General features: G+C 57.4%; 20 protein-coding genes. 4 read left to right on the top strand and 16 right to left on the bottom strand.

Annotated elements, in window-relative coordinates; genetic code table 11:
* The first annotated feature begins 167 nt into the window (after window positions 1-167).
* Window positions 168-902: a helix-turn-helix domain-containing protein gene (locus WA928_RS07650; protein ID WP_424302500.1), complete on the top strand. Its 735-nt coding sequence runs from the start codon at window positions 168-170 to the stop codon at window positions 900-902.
* A 105-nt stretch (window positions 903-1,007) separates the two neighbouring features.
* Here WA928_RS07650 and WA928_RS07655 read toward each other — a convergent pair whose 3' ends face one another.
* From WA928_RS07655 to aceA, 10 genes are all read right to left on the bottom strand, one after another.
* Window positions 1,008-1,241, bottom strand: coding sequence for a hypothetical protein (locus WA928_RS07655; protein WP_424302503.1), 234 nt, complete (start codon window positions 1,239-1,241; stop codon window positions 1,008-1,010).
* Between the two features lie 47 nt (window positions 1,242-1,288).
* Complete coding sequence (locus tag WA928_RS07660; protein WP_424301753.1) at window positions 1,289-1,507, bottom strand: hypothetical protein; 219 nt, start codon at window positions 1,505-1,507, stop codon at window positions 1,289-1,291.
* 4 nt (window positions 1,508-1,511) lie between these two features.
* Window positions 1,512-3,020, bottom strand: a complete 1,509-nt coding sequence (ccoG, locus tag WA928_RS07665; protein WP_424301755.1) for a cytochrome c oxidase accessory protein CcoG — start codon at window positions 3,018-3,020, stop codon at window positions 1,512-1,514.
* Between the two features lie 17 nt (window positions 3,021-3,037).
* Window positions 3,038-3,940: a cytochrome-c oxidase, cbb3-type subunit III gene (gene ccoP, locus WA928_RS07670; protein WP_424301758.1), complete on the bottom strand. Its 903-nt coding sequence runs from the start codon at window positions 3,938-3,940 to the stop codon at window positions 3,038-3,040.
* On the bottom strand, window positions 3,933-4,109 hold the full coding sequence (locus tag WA928_RS07675; protein ID WP_424301761.1) for a cbb3-type cytochrome oxidase subunit 3: 177 nt from the start codon (window positions 4,107-4,109) through the stop codon (window positions 3,933-3,935). Before WA928_RS07675 ends, ccoP begins: the two co-directional genes overlap by 8 nt.
* 1 nt (window position 4,110) lies before the next feature.
* Window positions 4,111-4,767: a cytochrome-c oxidase, cbb3-type subunit II gene (gene ccoO / locus WA928_RS07680; protein WP_424301764.1), complete on the bottom strand. Its 657-nt coding sequence runs from the start codon at window positions 4,765-4,767 to the stop codon at window positions 4,111-4,113.
* Window positions 4,768-4,777: 10 nt separating this feature from the next.
* Entirely contained in the window at window positions 4,778-6,256 is a 1,479-nt protein-coding gene (gene ccoN, locus WA928_RS07685) for a cytochrome-c oxidase, cbb3-type subunit I (RefSeq protein WP_424301767.1), read from the bottom strand.
* A gap of 70 nt (window positions 6,257-6,326) precedes the next feature.
* Window positions 6,327-6,515 carry a cbb3-type cytochrome oxidase assembly protein CcoS gene (gene ccoS, locus WA928_RS07690; protein WP_424301770.1) on the bottom strand — a complete coding sequence of 63 codons (189 nt, stop codon included), beginning with the start codon at window positions 6,513-6,515 and terminating at the stop codon, window positions 6,327-6,329.
* 7 nt (window positions 6,516-6,522) lie between these two features.
* Window positions 6,523-7,503 (bottom strand): hypothetical protein, encoded by a 981-nt coding sequence (locus WA928_RS07695; RefSeq protein ID WP_424301773.1) that lies wholly within the window; start codon window positions 7,501-7,503, stop codon window positions 6,523-6,525.
* A 147-nt stretch (window positions 7,504-7,650) separates the two neighbouring features.
* On the bottom strand, window positions 7,651-8,970 hold the full coding sequence (aceA, locus tag WA928_RS07700) for an isocitrate lyase (RefSeq protein WP_424301776.1): 1,320 nt from the start codon (window positions 8,968-8,970) through the stop codon (window positions 7,651-7,653).
* Window positions 8,971-9,268: 298 nt separating this feature from the next.
* Here aceA and queF point away from each other — a divergent pair, with 298 nt between their 5' ends.
* Window positions 9,269-10,099 carry an NADPH-dependent 7-cyano-7-deazaguanine reductase QueF gene (gene queF, locus WA928_RS07705; RefSeq protein ID WP_424301779.1) on the top strand — a complete coding sequence of 277 codons (831 nt, stop codon included), beginning with the start codon at window positions 9,269-9,271 and terminating at the stop codon, window positions 10,097-10,099.
* A 78-nt stretch (window positions 10,100-10,177) separates the two neighbouring features.
* Here queF and pgsA read toward each other — a convergent pair whose 3' ends face one another.
* Genes pgsA through orn form a run of 5 tightly spaced genes read right to left on the bottom strand, consistent with a single transcriptional unit; the run spans window position 10,178 to window position 14,703 of the window.
* Window positions 10,178-10,750 (bottom strand): CDP-diacylglycerol--glycerol-3-phosphate 3-phosphatidyltransferase, encoded by a 573-nt coding sequence (gene pgsA / locus WA928_RS07710; RefSeq protein ID WP_424301782.1) that lies wholly within the window; start codon window positions 10,748-10,750, stop codon window positions 10,178-10,180.
* A gap of 41 nt (window positions 10,751-10,791) precedes the next feature.
* Window positions 10,792-12,615, bottom strand: a complete 1,824-nt coding sequence (gene uvrC, locus WA928_RS07715; RefSeq protein ID WP_424301785.1) for an excinuclease ABC subunit UvrC — start codon at window positions 12,613-12,615, stop codon at window positions 10,792-10,794.
* Entirely contained in the window at window positions 12,578-13,630 is a 1,053-nt protein-coding gene (nagZ, locus tag WA928_RS07720; protein ID WP_424301788.1) for a beta-N-acetylhexosaminidase, read from the bottom strand. The genes uvrC and nagZ overlap by 38 nt, the downstream gene beginning before the upstream one ends.
* A gap of 28 nt (window positions 13,631-13,658) precedes the next feature.
* A complete protein-coding gene (gene acpS / locus WA928_RS07725) occupies window positions 13,659-14,123 on the bottom strand; it encodes a holo-ACP synthase (RefSeq protein WP_424301791.1) in 465 nt (154 codons plus the stop codon).
* Window positions 14,124-14,157: 34 nt separating this feature from the next.
* A complete protein-coding gene (gene orn / locus WA928_RS07730; protein WP_424301794.1) occupies window positions 14,158-14,703 on the bottom strand; it encodes an oligoribonuclease in 546 nt (181 codons plus the stop codon).
* Window positions 14,704-14,756: 53 nt separating this feature from the next.
* Between orn and WA928_RS07735 the strand changes: the two genes are divergently transcribed.
* Together WA928_RS07735 and rsgA are read left to right on the top strand one after the other, a co-directional pair.
* Entirely contained in the window at window positions 14,757-16,001 is a 1,245-nt protein-coding gene (locus WA928_RS07735; RefSeq protein ID WP_424301797.1) for a M48 family metallopeptidase, read from the top strand.
* Window positions 15,994-16,893, top strand: a complete 900-nt coding sequence (gene rsgA / locus WA928_RS07740) for a ribosome small subunit-dependent GTPase A (RefSeq protein ID WP_424301800.1) — start codon at window positions 15,994-15,996, stop codon at window positions 16,891-16,893. The genes WA928_RS07735 and rsgA overlap by 8 nt, the downstream gene beginning before the upstream one ends.
* Before the next feature lie 55 nt (window positions 16,894-16,948).
* Here the strand turns inward: rsgA and WA928_RS07745 are convergent, their stop codons facing one another.
* The gene (locus WA928_RS07745; protein ID WP_424301803.1) at window positions 16,949-17,785 is read right to left on the bottom strand and encodes a CoA pyrophosphatase; all 837 of its coding nucleotides are present in this window, start codon (window positions 17,783-17,785) and stop codon (window positions 16,949-16,951) included.
* Window positions 17,786-17,794: the final 9 nt, after the last annotated feature.

Genomic DNA, 17,794 nt, shown 5'->3' on the forward strand with positions numbered 1-17,794 from the left:
CAAAAAGCAAGGAACAGAGGCATGTTGCCTGCATTAACCTGCCAAATGGCACAAAAATAGCCTCAGAGAACCTATAATTCCTTTAAATATGCAGGGCTTCTTCTTGCATGCCGTTTTTGGATGTCACCTTGCAGGCTAACAACTTCGCCGCCAGACCCGTCGCTCGCATGACGTCGCTCAAGCGCGTCACTGTGACACCCGACGCCACCCGCTGCTCGACGTGCATGCTCAATGCAATCTGCCTGCCTCTGGGGATGGCACGCAATGATGTGGTCAAGATGGACGAGCTCATCAAAGAACGTCTGCGCGTACCCAAAGGCCGCACGCTGTACCGCCAAGGCGACCCCGCAGAGGCCATCTACGGCTTGCGCTCGGGCTCGATGAAAACACAGATCGAAGATGCTGCCGGCCTGATACAGATCACGGGCTTTTTGCTGCCTGGCGAAATTCTTGGCATCGACGGCCTGATGAACGCTACACAGTTATCACACGCCATTGCCCTCGAAGACACTGAAATCTGCGTCATCCGCCTGGATGAAATGGATCAAGTAGCTGCTGAACTGCCCAGCCTCAACCTGCAACTGCGCCGCCTCATGAGCAAAGAAATCAGCCGCTCGCACCAGCAGCTGCTCACCATCAGTGGCTTGCGCTCCGAGCAGCGCCTAGCGGCGTTTTTGCTCAATTTGTCGCAACGACTTAGCGTACTGGGATACTCGCCTTATCAGTTTTTCCTGCGCATGAGCCGCGAAGAAATCGGCAATTTCCTGGGGCTTACCCTGGAGACGGTGAGCCGGCTATTTTCTCGATTTGCCCGCGAAGGACTGATCCGCATTCAGCAACGCGAAGTACAGATTCTGGATCTCACAGGCCTGCAGAACCTATCGGGCGGCGATTGCGCCTGAGCCCGCAGCCATTGGCCAGCAGGCAACTGCGCATCCACTTGCATTAAAGCAATACCAGAAACCTCGCAAAGAGGCCGCCTTCAGGCGACCGCGCGGCACCTGGCATTAATCCAGCGGCTCGTCAAATTCGTCCAGCAACACACCACGCGGCGCAATCCGTAGCGTCAGGGCACTGGACAGCGCCGCCATGACCCAAAACAAGAAAAACCCGAAGGTATAGACCGTTGGCCGTCCTGCGCGAAACTGCTCTAGAAAGATCATGTCCATTGGATCCACGAGCGCAAACACCACGGCACTGGTGACGCCCGCCATCAAGAACGACGGCCATAAAATCCACATCAGATAATGAGTTTTCAATGCGGGTCTCCTCGAATCAACAGACATCGCTACCGGGCATCCTGCACAGGGGGCACAACCACCAGCCCCTGGCGCACGCCCCCATCATGGATTTCCTGGCCACCATAGGCATGAAACGCCAGCACAATGGTGATGACACAGGCCACCACCACAATTGCGGGCCCCAGCAACAATAGCCAGGGCCAGCGATGACGCCACCAGGGCTGGCCCTCGGACAGCAATCGGGTATCTTTTACGGGGGCGGACACAGGCTTATCGGGGAACATAAAAACTGGATTGCTCTATCACTGTGGTGTCTTGCTGATCCGCCCGCTGGCCCACGGCCCGAAAGTGGATGTCGTACAAACCGGGGACAAGCTCCGCTGCCGGTGCCCGCAAGACCACCGGCACCAATTTGTTGGAGGAGCCCTCAAGCTGCACGGTTGTGGCACCTTCATCGGCTGTGTGCAACTGCAAGCCGGCCACACCCGCAGCCGACAGATCGAGCACAACCGGCGCTTCGGAAGAGTTGATGATCTGCAGGCGATACACGTTTTCGATCTGACCACCGGCCACCTCACGCCCCAACGCCCCGCGATCACGGATCACATCCACACGCAAGGTGGTGCGATTGACCAGAGAGAACACAAAGCCAATGGCAATAGCGCCCAGCAGCGCCGAATACGCCAGCACGCGTGGACGCAACAAGCGACGGCGTACCTGCGGCTGAGACAGACGCTCGGTGATGGCATTGCCTGAGGTGTAACGGATCAGGCCAGGCTCGTAGCCCATTTTGTCCATGACAGAGTCGCAGGCATCCACACAGGCGCCGCAGCCGATGCACATATATTGCAGGCCATCGCGAATATCAATCCCCGTGGGGCACACCTGAACGCACAGGCTGCAGTCGACGCAATCGCCCATGCCGGCTTCTTTGTGGTCGATCTTGCGCGAGCGGCCTCCGCGAGGCTCGCCACGCACATGATCGTAAGTGACCACAAACGTGTCGTCGTCCACCATCACACTTTGAAACCGGGCATACGGGCACATGTACTTGCAAACGGCTTCGCGCATGAAGCCCGCATTGCCCCAGGTGGCAAAGGCATAGAACAACATCCAGAACCACTGCCAGGGTCCAAGGGTAAATGCCAGCAGATGGGCGCCCAACTCTCGCACTGGCGCAAAATAGCCGATGAAGGTATAGCCTGTCCAGAGCGCAAGCAAAACCCAAAGTGCGTGTTTAGTGGCCTTCAGGCGCAGCTTGCGGGCATTCCAGGGTTGCTCGTCCAGGCGGATGCGCGCCAGCCGGTCACCCTCAACCCGCGTTTCGATCCACATGAAGAGTTCGGTGTACACCGTTTGTGGACAGGCATAACCACAAAACAGACGCCCTGCCATGGCTGTAAACAAAAACAACGCAAACGCCGACAGCACCAGCAACACGGCAAGATAAATGACATCCTGTGGCCACAGTACCATGCCAAACAGGTAAAACTTGCGCGCAGCAAGATCAAAGAGAACCGCTTGCCGACCATTCCATTGGATCCAGGGTAAACCGTAAAAAACGGCCTGGGTGAAGAACACCATCCATACCCGGATCTGGGCAAAACGCCCCTGCACCGAACGTGGATAAATTTTTGAGCGCACCTCGGCCAGGGCTTTCTCGACTTGCGGCGAGGTACCTCCACCGCCGGATCCTTTACGGATTCGACGCACTGGCTGCCAGTGGGCGTCCGACGCACCTGAAGCCTGGTTGTATGGTGAGGTGTCTTTGTTCGTCATGATCTTTGCCCGCCAGCCTAACGGTTGGATTGCCCCCAGACCCAGGCTGTCAGCAGACGGATCTGCTCGGGGGTGAGGTAGGTCTCCTGTGCCGGCATCTGGTTATCGCGTCCATTAAGGATAGTTTCCACGATGGTGGCCTCGGAGCTGCCATACAGCCAGGTGCCATCTGTCAGGTTGGGCGCCCCCATCAGCGGATTACCCTTGCCTTCTGCTCCGTGACAAGCCGCACAATAGGTTTCAAACCCCCGTTTGCCAGCATTGAGACGCAGCGGATCGTGGGCCAAGCCGGAAAACGACCGTACATACTGCGCAATCGCGGAGGCATCCTCGGGCTTGATCATGGCTGCCCAGGCGGGCATTACCCCGTGGCGTCCTTTGGTGATGGTTTGCAGGATTTGCTCGGGTTCTCCGCCCCACAGCCAGTCTGAATCTGTCAGATTGGGAAACCCTCGTCCACCCTTGGCATCAGAACCGTGACATTGTGCACAGTTATTGAGAAACAGCCGTTGCCCAATGGTACGGGCCTGATCGTCATTGGCGATCTCGGGGACAGGCATCTCTCGAAAGCGTTCGTAGACCGGCTGAATCCGGATATTGAGCGCCTGTTGATCCTGCACGACTTCCTGGCCGGCGGTAAAACCAAGCAGACCCTTGTAGCTGCCCAGGCCGGGATAAAGCACCAGATACCCTAGTGCAGCGGCACACAGCAGCAAATACATCACCGTCCACCACCGGGGCACCGGGTTATTGAGCTCGGTGAGATCATCGTCCCAGACATGACCGGTGCTCTCGACGGCCTGCACATTGCGCTTGAGCCAGGCCCGCTGGGAAAACAGCAGATACACGCACCAGACAATACCGCCCAGGGCAATCACCGCAATGTAGTAGCTCCAGAAACTGCTGATGAAATCACTCATGGCTATCCCCGATTGGCTGGTTTTTTTGATATTCCTCGGGCAGGGAAAATGGCAACTGCGCCGCCTGACGATTGGCCTCGACGCGGTGAGCAGACCAGGCCCACCAGACAATGCCAATAAAGGTAATCATGGCCAGAACAGTGACAAACCCGTTGACGATCGCCAACATCTCAACGCCCTCCGCTTGTCATGATGTTTTCGGCGGCGGCACGCCCGCCAACCCCAAGCCCTTGCAAATAAGCCACCACGGCGTCTTCTTCGGTTTTGCCCTTAAGCTGCGCCGGAGCGGCAGCGATATCCTCATCGGTATAGGGCACGCCCAGTGTGCGCAGCACCCGCATGCGTTCCTGAACATCGGCGCCAGCGACACTGTTGTGCTGCAGCCAGGCGTAAGCAGGCATGTTGGATTCTTTCACCACATCACGCGGATTGCGCAGATGGATACGGTGCCATTCATCCGAATAGCGCTGACCTACACGCGCCAGATCAGGGCCTGTGCGCTTGGACCCCCAGAGAAACGGACGCTCATAGACTGACTCGGCGGCAATCGAGTAAGGCCCGTAGCGCTGCACTTCGGATTGCAGCTTGCGGATCTGCTGCGAATGACAACCGACACAGCCTTCGCGGATATAGACGTCCCGGCCCACCAGACGCAGGGGCTCGTAGGGAGTGACACCTGGCACTGCGGTGGTGGTGGAATGCTGAAAAAACAGCGGAATGATCTGAACCAGCCCCGAGAACGAAACCACCACGATGCTGAAAAGAATCAGCAACCCGACATTGCGCTCGAGCAACTCGTGCGAAAAGCGTTTTTTCTTGCCAGACATGGTCAACTCCTTAGGCCGATGCCGGTATGGCGGTTGAAACGGAATATGCATCCGGCGCATGAAGCGGCACCACAGGATTGACGCGCTCCTGGCCACGAACGGTAAGCCAGGTGTTCCAGGCCATCAGGCACATGCCCGACAAGAAGAACAGGCCGCCGATCATGCGGATGGTGTAGAAGGGGTAGGTAGACTTCACAACCTCTACGAAACTGTAGGTGAGCATGCCGTCAGCCCCTGTGGCCCGCCACATCAGGCCTTGCATGACACCGGCAATCCACATCGAAGCGATATACAGCACCACGCCCAGCGTGGCCAGCCAAAAATGCAGGTTGATGAGATCAGGCCGAGCCATGGATTGGCGGCCATACAGGCGCGGGATCAGGTAGTACAGCGACCCGAAGGTGATCATCGCCACCCAACCCAGCGCCCCGGCGTGCACGTGGCCGACGGTCCAGTCGGTGTAATGCGAAAGTGCATTGACCGTACGGATGGACATCATCGACCCCTCGAAGGTTGCCATGCCGTAAAAGGACAACGCCACGACCAGGAACTTGAGGATAGGGTCGGTGCGCAGCTTATGCCAGGCCCCGGATACCGTCATGATGCCGTTGATCATCCCACCCCAGGAAGGCGCCAACAGAATCAGCGAAAACGCCATGCCCAGGGATTGCGTCCAGTCGGGCAATGAGGTGTACAGCAAGTGATGTGGCCCGGCCCACATATAGGTAAAGGCCAGCGCCCAGAAGTGGACAATCGACAGCCGATATGAATAAATCGGCCGCCCGGCTTGCTTGGGTACGAAGTAATACATCATGCCCAGGAAACTGGTGGTCAGAAAGAACCCCACCGCATTATGGCCGTACCACCATTGCACCATGGCATCCTGGACGCCTGCGTAGGCGGAATAGGATTTCCAGGCCGATACCGGGAGCTCGAGGTTATTGAAAATATGCAGAATCGCGATGGTGAGGATGTAGGATCCAAAAAACCAGTTGGCCACATAAATGTGGCGCATACGACGCTTGGCAATGGTGCCAAAGAACACGATGGCATAGGCCACCCAAACAAGGGTGATCAGGATATCCAGCGGCCATTCAAGCTCGGCGTATTCTTTGGTGGACGTAAAGCCCATGGGCAGGGTGATGACTGCGCCCACCAGCACGGCTTGCCAACCCCAAAAGGTAAAGGCCGCAAGCCTGTCTGAGAACAACCGTACCTGGCACGTGCGCTGCACCACGTAATACGAGGTTGCAAAGAGGGCACTACCACCAAAGGCAAAAATGACCCCATTGGTATGCAGGGGGCGCAAACGGCCATAACTTAACCAGGGCGTATTGAAATTCAGCTCGGGCCAGATCAATTGTGACGCAATCAGCACGCCCACAGCCATGCCGACGACACCCCAGAAGATCGTGGCGATGGTGAACTGACGCACCACACCGTAATTGAAGGTTTCGGCCGGCGAACCTGGTTGCCCGGTCGTTGCCATAAGTGTTCCCCTCAGAACAAAATAAACGTTTGATTTTCAGCAAGCTGAATAATCCCTGAAACTGCTGAAGTTAGTTTTGATTTACATCAACTTCTTGTGAGCCCGTGCCAGGCAAGGCAACATCATCATCCAGAAAAATGGCCATGCCGGCCTCTTGCGCATCGTCAAACTGGCCGGCAAAGATAGCCCACCAAAATGCCACGCCGATCCCCAGCACAAACAGCAGGGAGACGGGCAGCAGCAAAAACAAAGCATCCATGGCGCACCTAGCGGGCCCGCGCCAACTGTGGCAAAGCCCGCGGATGCACGTCGTGCACCAGGCGCCAGGCATTGGCAGCAACGGCGACGGAAGACAGCAGCATCGTGATGGCAGCCAGCCAGGGCTGCACCCAGCCCATGGCAGCCAGAGGGGTCATCAGCACATGCCAGGCCAGCGAACCCATCAAGTTTTGACGAGCGATCTGTTGCATCCGGTGCTCAGCCCAGGCATCGTCAGCAGGACAGCTGCCACCACCTGAACCACCTTGCGTTGTTTGGCCAGATTGGCCAGACTGAGTACGTAGCCAGGCAGCCTGACGGGCGGCCTGGGCCGCGGGAATGGACATGGCCAGGGCACAGGGGCAGCTCATGACCAGCAAGGCCACCGTGACTGCCACCGCATGCTGGGGCTGCCAGACCCACCACCACAAACCCACCAGTACTGCCAGTAGCAACTGAATGCAGACAAACCAGAACGCAAGGCGGTCTCCCTGGCGCATCAGGCCCGGATCAATCGGGGCATATTGGCCCACCGCCTGCCCGGCACAATACTGAAGAAAGCGCGCGCTGAGCAAAAACGCCACGAACATGGAGACCGAATCGAAGTAGACTTCGCCCACACCTTGCCAGGTGGCCCAGACACTGGGTACAAAGGCCGCCAGAATACCCAATGCAACCGGCACATCCATCCCCACCCGGCCCTGCCCAAGGCTGGCCCACGCACCCCGCCAGACCGGCCAGGCGCAATACAGCACTAGCGGCACACATAGAATCAGGCTGAGCCAGTTCATCAGGACAATGGCTTCCTGAAGCGCAAGCAGGGATTGGGCAGACTGCACACCAGGCCGTAGATATCCTGGAAACGCCAGCATCATCACTTGCATCATGATGAGCCATGCGAGCCCGGTTTGAGCCAGCAAATGGCGCCGTGCCCGGCGCTGGACATCGGACATATGCGGCGGCGGAGAGAACAGAGAACGGGCTTGCATAGGCTGGACTATAGCCAGCCTGCTGAGGACAAACTTTGATCTGCATCAAGCATCTAGTAAGGCAGAAAAAAAGGGAAGGCAAACGCCTTCCCAAAAGCACACCGCAAGGGGGCCCCTCTGCCCCCCTGCCCTCTCATTGTTTAAAACTCAGGCGACATCCACCGCCGGGGCGTGATCAAACTGCGCTTCTTCGGTTGAACCGCTGAGGGCGGTTGTGGAGGATTGCCCCCCTTCGATGGTTTGCGTCACGGCATCGAAATAGCTGACACCCACTTCGCGTTGATGCTTGACTGCCGTAAAGCCTTTGTCAGCTGCCGCAAACTCTTTTTGCTGCAGTTCCACAAATGCACTCATCTGGGTTTGAGCATAGCCGTGGGCCAACTCGAACATGCTGTAGTTCAGTGCATGGAAGCCCGCCAGAGTGATGAACTGGAACTTGTAGCCCATGGCACCAAGCTCACGCTGGAATTTTGCAACTGTGGCGTCATCAAGATTTTTCTTCCAGTTAAATGAGGGCGAGCAGTTATATGCCAGCATTTTCCCCGGGAACTGACGGTGGACTGCCTCGGCAAACCGGCGCGCGTAGTCCAGATTGGGCGTTGACGTTTCACACCAGATCAGATCGGCATAAGGTGCGTAGGCCAGGCCACGGGCAATGGCCTGATCCAGGCCGGCACGAGTGCGATAAAAGCCCTCGACCGTACGCTCGCCTGTGACAAACGGAGCATCATTTTCATCGATATTGCTGGTAAGGAGGTCGGCTGCTTCGGCGTCTGTGCGGGCCACCAGCAAGGTGGGCACATTGCACACGTCTGCAGCCAGGCGGGCGGACACCAGCTTGGCAACGGCCTCGCGGGTGGGCACCAGCACTTTGCCGCCCATGTGGCCACATTTTTTGACAGAAGCCAGCTGATCTTCGAAGTGCACCCCGGCGGCACCCGCTTCAATCATCGATTTCATCAATTCGAAGGCATTGAGCACGCCACCAAAGCCGGCCTCGGCGTCCGCCACAATGGGCGCGAAATAATCAACATAACCCGCATCCCCTGGGTTTTTACCCTCCATCCACTGGATCTGATCGCAACGAGTAAGCGAATTGTTGATGCGCTTGACCACGCTGGGCACGGAATTGGCGGGATACAAGGATTGGTCGGGGTACATCTCGCCGGCAATATTGGCATCACCCGCCACCTGCCAGCCGGAAAGATAAATTGCCTTGAGACCGGCCTTTACTTGCTGCATGGCTTGATTGCCGGTAAGGGCGCCCAGCGCATTGACATAATCTTCAGAGTGCAAAAGCGTCCATAATTTTTCGGCACCGCGACGGGCAAGCGTATGCTCGACCACCACCGAGCCGCGCAGACGTACTACTTCGTCGGCACCGTAGCCGCGCTTGATACCCTGCCAGCGGCTGTCTTCTGCCCAGCTTCGCTGGAGATTGCGTACTTCTGTTTCACGAGAGGTCATGGTGTTGCTCCTGAGTCAGTCAAAACAAGAAACCGTTGAGAAACAGTCTACGCGTCTGCTGCAGTGCAACCATGTTTTATATCTTATATAAGACATAAAATATTATTTTTATAAATCAACTACTTAATAATTATTTTTCATGTTATGAAATGATTATTCTAATTATGAAAGGAGGATGATTGCATCGCAGCATTATCTTTTCATATCCTAAAACCATGCTTTCATCATGTGAAATATAACGACGCGGACAGTACAATACGGCATCCCTCTCCTTAATTTGTTCACATTCCGGTTTGCCATGGATACCTCCCGTCTTGCCCAAAGCCCGCTAGGGCAGCGCTCTGAAGGCGCTGACCACTACGAGCCAGACCTTTTGTTTCCCATTGCCCGGGCAGACACACGAGCAGGGTATGGCTGGCCTCAAGCACCGTACGGCGCAGATATCTGGAATGCCTACGAGCTTTCATGGCTAAACGCCAAAGGGCGCCCGGTAGTGGCCATGGGGCGTTTTACCGTGCCCGCTGACAGCACGCACCTGATCGAATCCAAATCCTTAAAGCTGTACCTCAATAGCTTCAGCAACGAGCGCTTTGAGTATGCCGAGATTGTGCAGCAACGGATCCGCACGGATCTGAGCCGTGCCTGCGGCAAACCGGTGCATATAGAGATTTTGTCTGTCCGGCCGGCATTTGAACTCAGCTGCGCCCCGCTGCGCGGCACCTGCATCGACGACCAGGACATCGACTTTGAACCTGTCAAGGCACACACACCGGAGGCTTTGCAGGTAGCAGATCGCGCACCTTTTGTACGCGAGACGCTGGTAACCGAGTTGATGAAATCCAATTGCCCGGTAACGGGGCAACCCGACTGGGCCAGCGTGCAGATCCAGTATGCCGGGCCACGCCTGGACCATGCCGGCTTACTGAAATATATTGTGTCGCTGCGCGAAAGCCGCGAGTTTCACGAGCTGTGCGTGGAGAAGATTTACGGTGAAATCATGGCACGCTGTGCACCAGAAGAACTGCTGGTGTATGCCCGATATACGCGGCGCGGAGGCCTGGACATCAATCCCTGGCGTGCCAACACCCAGCCAAAAGACATCAGTCAAACCCGCACCTTGCGCCAGTAATCGGGCCACCCGCCAACCACGGTAGCGAGGCCCCATGTAAAAAGGCCCGCACGTATGCTGTGCGGGCTTGGGTGCTGATTACTGACTGCGGCTGCGAATCTCCGGCCAGGCCTTTTGCAGGTAATAGCACATCGACCACACCGTGAGGATCGCGGCCACCACGATCAGGATCTGCCCCAGCAACCGCACCGGGATGCCCTCGATGGGCTGCCAGTACAACAAGCAAGGAATGGCGATCATTTGGGCTGTTGTCTTGAATTTGCCCAGACGGTGCACCGCCACACTGCGACTGGCACCAATTTTGGCCATCCATTCGCGCAGGGCGGAGATCGTGAGCTCTCGGCCAATAATGACCAGCGCAATCAGCAAATCTACCCGCCCGAGATTCAGCAAAATCAAAAGCGCAGCCACCACCATGAGTTTGTCGGCGACAGGGTCGAGAAAAGCGCCGAAAGCGGAAGTCTGGTTCCAGCGGCGAGCCAGGTAGCCATCAAACCAGTCGGTAACGGCTGCCACGACAAAGGCCACAGCCGCCGCCGTATCACGCCACCCCGATGCAGTCCAGGCATCCGGCAGGTAATAGAGCGCCACAAGTAGCGGAATCATGGCTATGCGCAGCCATGTCAGGGCAATAGGGATATTGAACGGCATGATAGACGTAATACTACCCCAAGCGAGGGCCATGCACGGCACTAACGCAAGGCGTGATAGATACGTTCTGCCAACTGTCGTGAAATCCCATCAACGTTGGAAAGCTCTTCGATGCTGGCATCCACCACACCCGAAAAGCCGCCAAACCGGGCCAGAAGCTTTTGGCGCCGGTGCTGGCCGACCCCCTCGATCTCTTCGAGGCGGGAGACGTTGCGTGCCTTGGCGCGGCGTGCGCGCATACCGGTGATGGCAAACCGGTGGGCTTCATCGCGCACCTCGGCCACCAGCATCAGGGCTGCAGATTCGACTCCCAGCGCCACTGAAGGCCGGCCATCCACAAACACCAGTGTCTCCAGGCCCACCTTGCGATGGTCTCCTTTTTTGACGCCAACAATGCGACTGACATCCAGCCCAAGCTCTTCGAAGACTTTCCGGGCGATACCCACCTGCCCTTCGCCACCATCGATCAGCACAATATCTGGCAAGGTGATGTCGCCTTCGGCGACCCGGCTGTAGCGGCGGGTAAGCGCCTGACGCATAGCAGCGTAATCGTCTCCGGGCTGGATGCCTGCAATATTGAAACGCCGGTACAGCGAATGCTGCATGGCATGATTTTTGTAGACCACGCAAGAGGCTTGGGTGGCTTCTCCGGCCGTGTGACTGATATCGAAACATTCGATATGCAGGGCGGCCAGCGCATCTTCATCGGTATCCAGATCGAGTTCTACTGCCAACGCCAGGGTACGGGCTTCGCGTGCACTGGATTCTGACAACCGTTGCGCCAGCGCCATCCGAGCGTTACGTTGGGCTTGCTCAAGCCAACTGCGTCGCGTGCCCTGCGGACGTGTCAAAATCCGCACCTTATGGCCATGTTGTTCTGACAACATAGCAATCAGATCAGGATCCGGCACGCCGTGTGAACACACCAGCACCGGCGGCACTGGATTATCGGCATAGTGCTGCGCCAAGAAAGCAGCCAGCACGTCTTCGGCGGTTTCGTCCTGCACCTGGGTTGGAAACAATGGCTTGTCGCCCAGATGCCTACCAGCGCGCACCATCGCCAGATTGACACACACCCGTCCTCCCGAGAGTTCGATAGCGATGATGTCTGCGCTGTCATCCCCCACCTGCTCCATGGTTTGCTGCTGCAGTACCTTGGCCAGAGCCCGCATCTGATCGCGCAAAACGGCCGCCTGTTCGAAATCCTGACGCTCGGCAGCGGCTGTCATGCGCTGCTCGATTTCCTCGAGCACCTCAGTGGTACGCCCCTCAAGAAAGCGGATAGCCCGCTGGACATCGGCCTGGTAATCAGCCAATGAAATCAGGCCTACGCAGGGTGCCGAGCACCGGCCAATCTGATACAACAGGCAAGGCCGGGTGCGATGCGCATAGACGCTGTCTTCGCAGGTACGCAGGTGAAACACCTTTTGCAGGATCTGGATGGTTTCCCGCACGGCCCAAGAGTTTGGATATGGCCCAAAAAAATGGCCTTTCCCTTGGGTACTGCCACGGTAATACACAATGCGGGGCGCTTCGTGGTCGGTGATGTGCAGGTAGGGATAAGACTTGTCATCCCGAAACAGGATGTTGTAACGAGGCTTGAGGCGCTTGATCAGGTTGTTTTCGAGGATCAGCGCCTCTGCTTCAGTGCGCGTGACGGTGACCTCGGTACGCACCACCCTCGCCAGCATGTGCTCGATACGCGGGCCATGCCCGGATTTTTGAAAATACGAGCTTACCCGCCGTTTGAGATCCCGGGCCTTGCCCACATACAGGACTTCACCCTCTGCATCCAGATGGCGATAGACCCCTGGCAGATGAGGAAGATCAGCCAGGAAGGTTTTCAGATCGAAAGCTTCGGGCACGCAGATATCTCGGGTCAGACAAAAGGGCTGTCCAGCCAGGGGCTGCCTGGACAGGCATCAGGCGCTGAAGACGACGCACCGCCTGAGCATCCACAGGCCGGCCATCCAGGGCAGTGAGCAATTGGTCGGCCAGATCGGGGCGGTTGCACACCAACACCATATCGCAGCCAGCATCCAGGGCGGCTTTGGCACGGGCATGGATATCACCAGCCGCAGCGGCGCCCTCCATGGTGAGATCGTCGGAAAACACCAGGCCATCGTAAGAAAGCTGCTCGCGCAAAATACCCGTTACCCAACGACGTGAAAATCCAGCGGGCTCAGGCGAGACCTGCGGATAAATCACATGAGCAGGCATCACCGCGGGCAAGGTGAGATCTCCGAGCCATGTATAGGGCGCCGCATCTGCCTCGAGGATCTCTGACAATGGGCGCTCGTCGACCGGTATCTCAAGATGGGAGTCTGCCGCAACTGCACCATGGCCCGGAAAATGCTTGCCACAAGCGGACATCCCTGCCTGAGACATGCCCTGAATCAAGGCCCGTGCCAACAGCGACACCACCCAGGGGTCTTCATGAAAGGCGCGATTGCCGATTACCTGGCTGACCCCGTAATCGAGATCGAGCACAGGGGTAAAACTGAAGTCTACCCCGCAGGCACGCAGCTCGCTGGCCAGCACAAAGCCGGTTTCAGTGGCCGCACGCAAAGCCTCTTGAGGCGAATCGTCATACCACCGCCCCAAGGCACGCATTGCCGGCAAGGGCGTAAACCCATCGGTGCGAAACCGCTGCACACGCCCGCCCTCGTGATCCACGGCAATCAGCAACGGCGGGGTACGGACACTATGAATATCCACGCAAAGCGCAGTGAGCTGCTCGCGATTGTCAAAATTGCGGGCAAACAGGATAACCCCGCCAACCTGGGGATGGGCCAGGCGCAAACGCTCGGCCTCGCCAAGCTGCAAGCCTTCCACATCCACCATCACGGGGCCCGGAGGCAAAGTTTGGGACATAGTCATGTGATATCAATAAGAATGATCGGCCACATCAGCCCTCGGCCGATGAAGCGCGTGGGGATTCGACCACAACAAAAGCAGCCACCATATCGGACTCGTCTGTCATGGAAACATGCGCGCACCCAAAACGGGCGTCATACCAGTCTTTAAGCGGGCCAGAGAGATGGATTTCGGGAGCGCCACCCCGGCGGTTGAGGATCTGCACCCGAGACCATGTCATGGGCATATGAATCCCCAAGCCGATAGCCTTTGAAAAAGCCTCTTTGGCAGCAAACCGCGTAGAGAGATACAGAATACCGCGTCGCGGATCACGGGCGGCCCGCCGGGCATGCACCAGTTGCTCGTCCGGGCCCAACACCCGCTGCACCAGTCGCTGACCATGGCGGGCATAAATACGCGCCATGCGCTCTACCTGCAAGAGATCCGTGCCGATTCCGGCAATTGCTTGTTGTGCCAATGCGGCCTCCGTCAAACCTGCCTGCGCAGCATTGCCCAAGACCTCATGTAGGCATCAGGCGGCCCATCAGGGCCTACAGCCGCAAAAAGTGCTCACGATAATGCTTGAGCTCGTCGATGGATTCTTGAATATCGGCCAGCGCTTCGTGTTTGCCTACTTTATTGAAACTGCGGTAGACCTCGGGTTTCCAGCGTAAGGAAAGCTCTTTGAGCGTACTGACGTCGAGGTTACGATAATGAAAATATGCCTCAAGTGCCGGCATGTACTTGACCATGAAGCGGCGATCCTGCCCGATGGTATTGCCACACATGGGCGATTTGCCAGCGGGTACCAGGGGCGCAAGAAATTCAAGCAAGCAGTCCTGAGCCTGGTCTTCGGTAAGGTTGGAGGCCTTGACCTTGTCGATCAGGCCACTTTTGCCATGAGTGGATTGATTCCATTTATCCATGCCATCCAGCACGGCAGTATCCTGGTGAATCACCAGCACAGGCGCCTGGGCGACCACTGTGAGATCGGGCTCTGTGACAATCAGGGCAATTTCGAGAATGCGTTCTTTTTCGGGATCCAAGCCGGACATTTCCATATCCAGCCAGATCAGGCGCTGATCATTTGCGGCCATCACCTATAATCCTTGCAAACAAAACTCAATTTTCGCATATTGCCCCGCCAGACATGCTGACTTATCTGTTTCTCGCCTGCCTGATCAGCGATCTCCTCATCCGTTACTGGCTGGCGCGACGTCAGATTCGGCACGTGCAGGCACATCGCAACCAAGTGCCACCCGCCTTCGAAGGCCATATTGGCCTGCACAGTCACCAACGCGCAGCCGATTACACCGTGGCACGCAGCCAGCTTTCGATGATCGAGCGCATCACCGAGGCTGGCATCTTGCTGGGCTTTACCTTGCTGGGCGGCTTGCAGGCATTGGATATTCATCTGGGTCGCCTGATCGAATCCGATCTCTTGCGCCAGTTGGCGCTCATGGGCTGCGTACTGGCCATTTTGGGTGTGGTGGGGCTGGCGTTCTCGGCCTGGCGCACGTTTCACCTGGAGGCACATTACGGCTTCAACCGCATGACCCCCCGCCTGTTCGTGTCGGATGCCCTGAAAATGGTGTTGATTACCACTGTACTGGGGGCCCCCCTGCTGGCAGCCATCTTGTGGATCATGGGCACCACGGGCACTGATTGGGCCTGGTGGGCCTGGGGTGTGTGGGTTGGCTTCAATTTGCTGGTGCTCTGGCTATACCCCAGCTTCATTGCTCCGCTGTTCAACCGGTTCAGCCCTCTGGACGATCCCGAACTCAGCCAACGCATCCACGCACTGGCAAAGCGTTGCCATTTTGGGTTGTCGGGGCTGTTTGTCATGGATGGCTCACGCCGATCCGCCCACGGAAACGCTTATTTCACTGGTTTCGGGCGCCACCGGCGTATAGTGTTTTTCGACACACTGCTGTCAAGGCTCGATGCAGATGAAGTAGAGGCCGTGCTGGCACACGAACTAGGCCACTTTGCCCACCATCACATCCTGCGCCGCATTATCGTCAGCTTTATTACGGCCGGCATTTTCTTGCAGTTGCTGGCTTGGCTATCCACACAACTGTGGTTTTATACCGGCTTGGGCGTCATCCCACAGTTGGGCCGTGCCAATGATGGCCTGGCCCTGGTGCTGTTCATGCTGACATTACCCGTATTCACTTTTTGGGCGACACCCCTGGCTAGCTTTCTGTCCCGTCGCGACGAGTTTCAGGCCGACCGCTATGCAGTACAGCAATGTGGTGCACAGCCGTTGGCCAGCGCGCTGGTAAAGCTGTACGACGACAATGCCGCCACCCTGACGCCCGACCCCCTGCATTCGGCCTGGTACGACAGCCACCCCTCGGCAGCCGTGCGCATCAACCACCTGCAACATGGGTGAAACCACCCTGACGGGGCGAGTAGTTTCCGCCCACGGCCGCCACTACCGGGTTGCCATCCAGCCGTCGGGCGAGACACGACATTGCTACCCACGCGGCAAACGCACCGGCATCGCAGTGGGCGATAACGTCCAGATCCTGCCCGAAGGCCAGCAAGAAGGCCTGATCACCGAGATCCTGCCGCGCCGAAACCTTTTTTATCGATCAGACGCCCAACGCAGCAAGCTGTTTGCCGCCAATATTGATCAGCTCCTGCTGGTGCTGGCGGCTGAACCTGTCTTTTCAGACGATCTTCTGGGTCGAGCACTGGTGGCTGCACACAGTGCCGACATCTCGGTCGTTATTCTGTTGAACAAGGCGGATCTGCCCGGCACTGCGGCTGCCCGGGCACGCCTGGCAGTACCAGAATCCCTGGGCACACCGGTGCTCAGCCTCAGTGCCCTGGATTACGCGCAAGTGCACGCGCAACTAGACGCGCTGCTAAAAAATCAGTGCACGCTACTACTTGGGCAAAGCGGTATGGGTAAATCAACCTTGCTGAATGCGCTGGTTCCTGAAGCACAAGCGGCTACGCAGGCACACTCTGAAGCCCTGGGCACCGGCCGGCACACCACGACGCAGACCCGGCTGCACCCTCTGCCAGGCGGGGGTGACATTATCGACTCACCAGGATTTCAGGCATTTGGTTTGCAGCACCTGACACCACACGAGATTGCGCACGGGTTTCCAGAGTTTGCCCCGGCAATAGAACAATGCCGGTTTTACAACTGCACGCATCAACACGAGCCCGAATGCGGAGTATTGGCCGCCATGGCCAGTGGCCAGATTTCTGCTAACCGCCACGCCCTATATATGCGCATTTTGGCCGAAAACCAGGCTGCCAAGCGATATTGAACACCAGGCACGGCAATACCCACTGACAGCACACATGCAAGACGAGCGCGGTGGTTCAGGTCTTTGAACGGGCCTGTGCCGGGACAATCAACAGGCGCTCTGGTGCCACAGAGGACGTGTCCGGCCTGGAAGCCCCGCCACCCGGCCCAGACGGCAGTGTATCTGGCAGCGTGGCAAGACCCGCTGAAGCAGCCAGAAAATAATAGAAATTGCGCAGCAAGATGGCGGTGGCACCCCAGATAAAATACGACTGCCAGCACACCGAGAAATAGCAACGCCCATGGCCCAAAGAGGTTTGCAACTGGTGCAGGCGATGCTGTGCGGGATCCATCAAAACCGCCAGTGGTACCTCGAACACCTCGGCAACCTCGGCGTGATCCGGATGCACCTGAAAACCCGGCAATAATTCTCCCACCACTGGAGTCATCAAAAACTGCGTGGTGGTAAGCAAGGTGGGCTGCACACCCATGACCTGAATGAATTGCGAGCCCACACCGATTTCTTCGTGGGTCTCACGCAGCGCTGCGGCTACAGGGCTGCCATCTTCGGGTTCGATACGTCCGCCAGGAAAACTGATCTGCCCTGCATGATGGTGCAAGTGCTCGGCACGACGGGTAAATAGTACCCGCAAGCCATCAGCCCGCTGCACCAGAGGAACCAAAACAGCAGCTTGGCGGGCCTGCGCAGACCCAGGATTATCGGGGCCAAAGGCTTGCGCAAACAGGGGCTCTACCTGCCAGTTGACGGCACGCTCAAAAGCATTTCGAATGTAATCCAGCTGGAGACATTGAGCCGGCAATGGCGGCAAGGGCAAACAGGGCAGCACGGGTTGCCGGGTGGGGTCAAACCCTGCGGCCTTAATAGGCCTTGACGAAGGAACCGATGGTGTCATGACATCCAT

Origin of the sequence: Castellaniella sp., assembly GCF_049651205.1 — a bacterium.
GTDB lineage: Bacteria > Pseudomonadota > Gammaproteobacteria > Burkholderiales > Burkholderiaceae_B > Castellaniella.

What these genes read in the sequence shown, in the direction of transcription:
- ccoG (WP_424301755.1), bottom strand. Translation starts at nt 3,020, where the DNA reads ATGACGAACAAAGACACCTCACCATACAACCAGGCTTCAGGTGCGTCG.
- ccoO (WP_424301764.1), bottom strand. Translation starts at nt 4,767, where the DNA reads ATGTCTGGCAAGAAAAAACGCTTTTCGCACGAGTTGCTCGAGCGCAAT.
- WA928_RS07675 (WP_424301761.1), bottom strand. Translation starts at nt 4,109, where the DNA reads ATGTTGGCGATCGTCAACGGGTTTGTCACTGTTCTGGCCATGATTACC.
- queF (WP_424301779.1), top strand. Translation starts at nt 9,269, where the DNA reads ATGGATACCTCCCGTCTTGCCCAAAGCCCGCTAGGGCAGCGCTCTGAA.
- WA928_RS07745 (WP_424301803.1), bottom strand. Translation starts at nt 17,785, where the DNA reads ATGACACCATCGGTTCCTTCGTCAAGGCCTATTAAGGCCGCAGGGTTT.
- pgsA (WP_424301782.1), bottom strand. Translation starts at nt 10,750, where the DNA reads ATGCCGTTCAATATCCCTATTGCCCTGACATGGCTGCGCATAGCCATG.
- ccoS (WP_424301770.1), bottom strand. Translation starts at nt 6,515, where the DNA reads ATGGATGCTTTGTTTTTGCTGCTGCCCGTCTCCCTGCTGTTTGTGCTG.
- WA928_RS07735 (WP_424301797.1), top strand. Translation starts at nt 14,757, where the DNA reads ATGCTGACTTATCTGTTTCTCGCCTGCCTGATCAGCGATCTCCTCATC.
- WA928_RS07655 (WP_424302503.1), bottom strand. Translation starts at nt 1,241, where the DNA reads ATGTGGATTTTATGGCCGTCGTTCTTGATGGCGGGCGTCACCAGTGCC.
- WA928_RS07650 (WP_424302500.1), top strand. Translation starts at nt 168, where the DNA reads ATGACGTCGCTCAAGCGCGTCACTGTGACACCCGACGCCACCCGCTGC.
- ccoP (WP_424301758.1), bottom strand. Translation starts at nt 3,940, where the DNA reads ATGAGTGATTTCATCAGCAGTTTCTGGAGCTACTACATTGCGGTGATT.
- rsgA (WP_424301800.1), top strand. Translation starts at nt 15,994, where the DNA reads ATGGGTGAAACCACCCTGACGGGGCGAGTAGTTTCCGCCCACGGCCGC.
- aceA (WP_424301776.1), bottom strand. Translation starts at nt 8,970, where the DNA reads ATGACCTCTCGTGAAACAGAAGTACGCAATCTCCAGCGAAGCTGGGCA.
- nagZ (WP_424301788.1), bottom strand. Translation starts at nt 13,630, where the DNA reads ATGACTATGTCCCAAACTTTGCCTCCGGGCCCCGTGATGGTGGATGTG.
- ccoN (WP_424301767.1), bottom strand. Translation starts at nt 6,256, where the DNA reads ATGGCAACGACCGGGCAACCAGGTTCGCCGGCCGAAACCTTCAATTAC.
- orn (WP_424301794.1), bottom strand. Translation starts at nt 14,703, where the DNA reads ATGGCCGCAAATGATCAGCGCCTGATCTGGCTGGATATGGAAATGTCC.
- WA928_RS07695 (WP_424301773.1), bottom strand. Translation starts at nt 7,503, where the DNA reads ATGCAAGCCCGTTCTCTGTTCTCTCCGCCGCCGCATATGTCCGATGTC.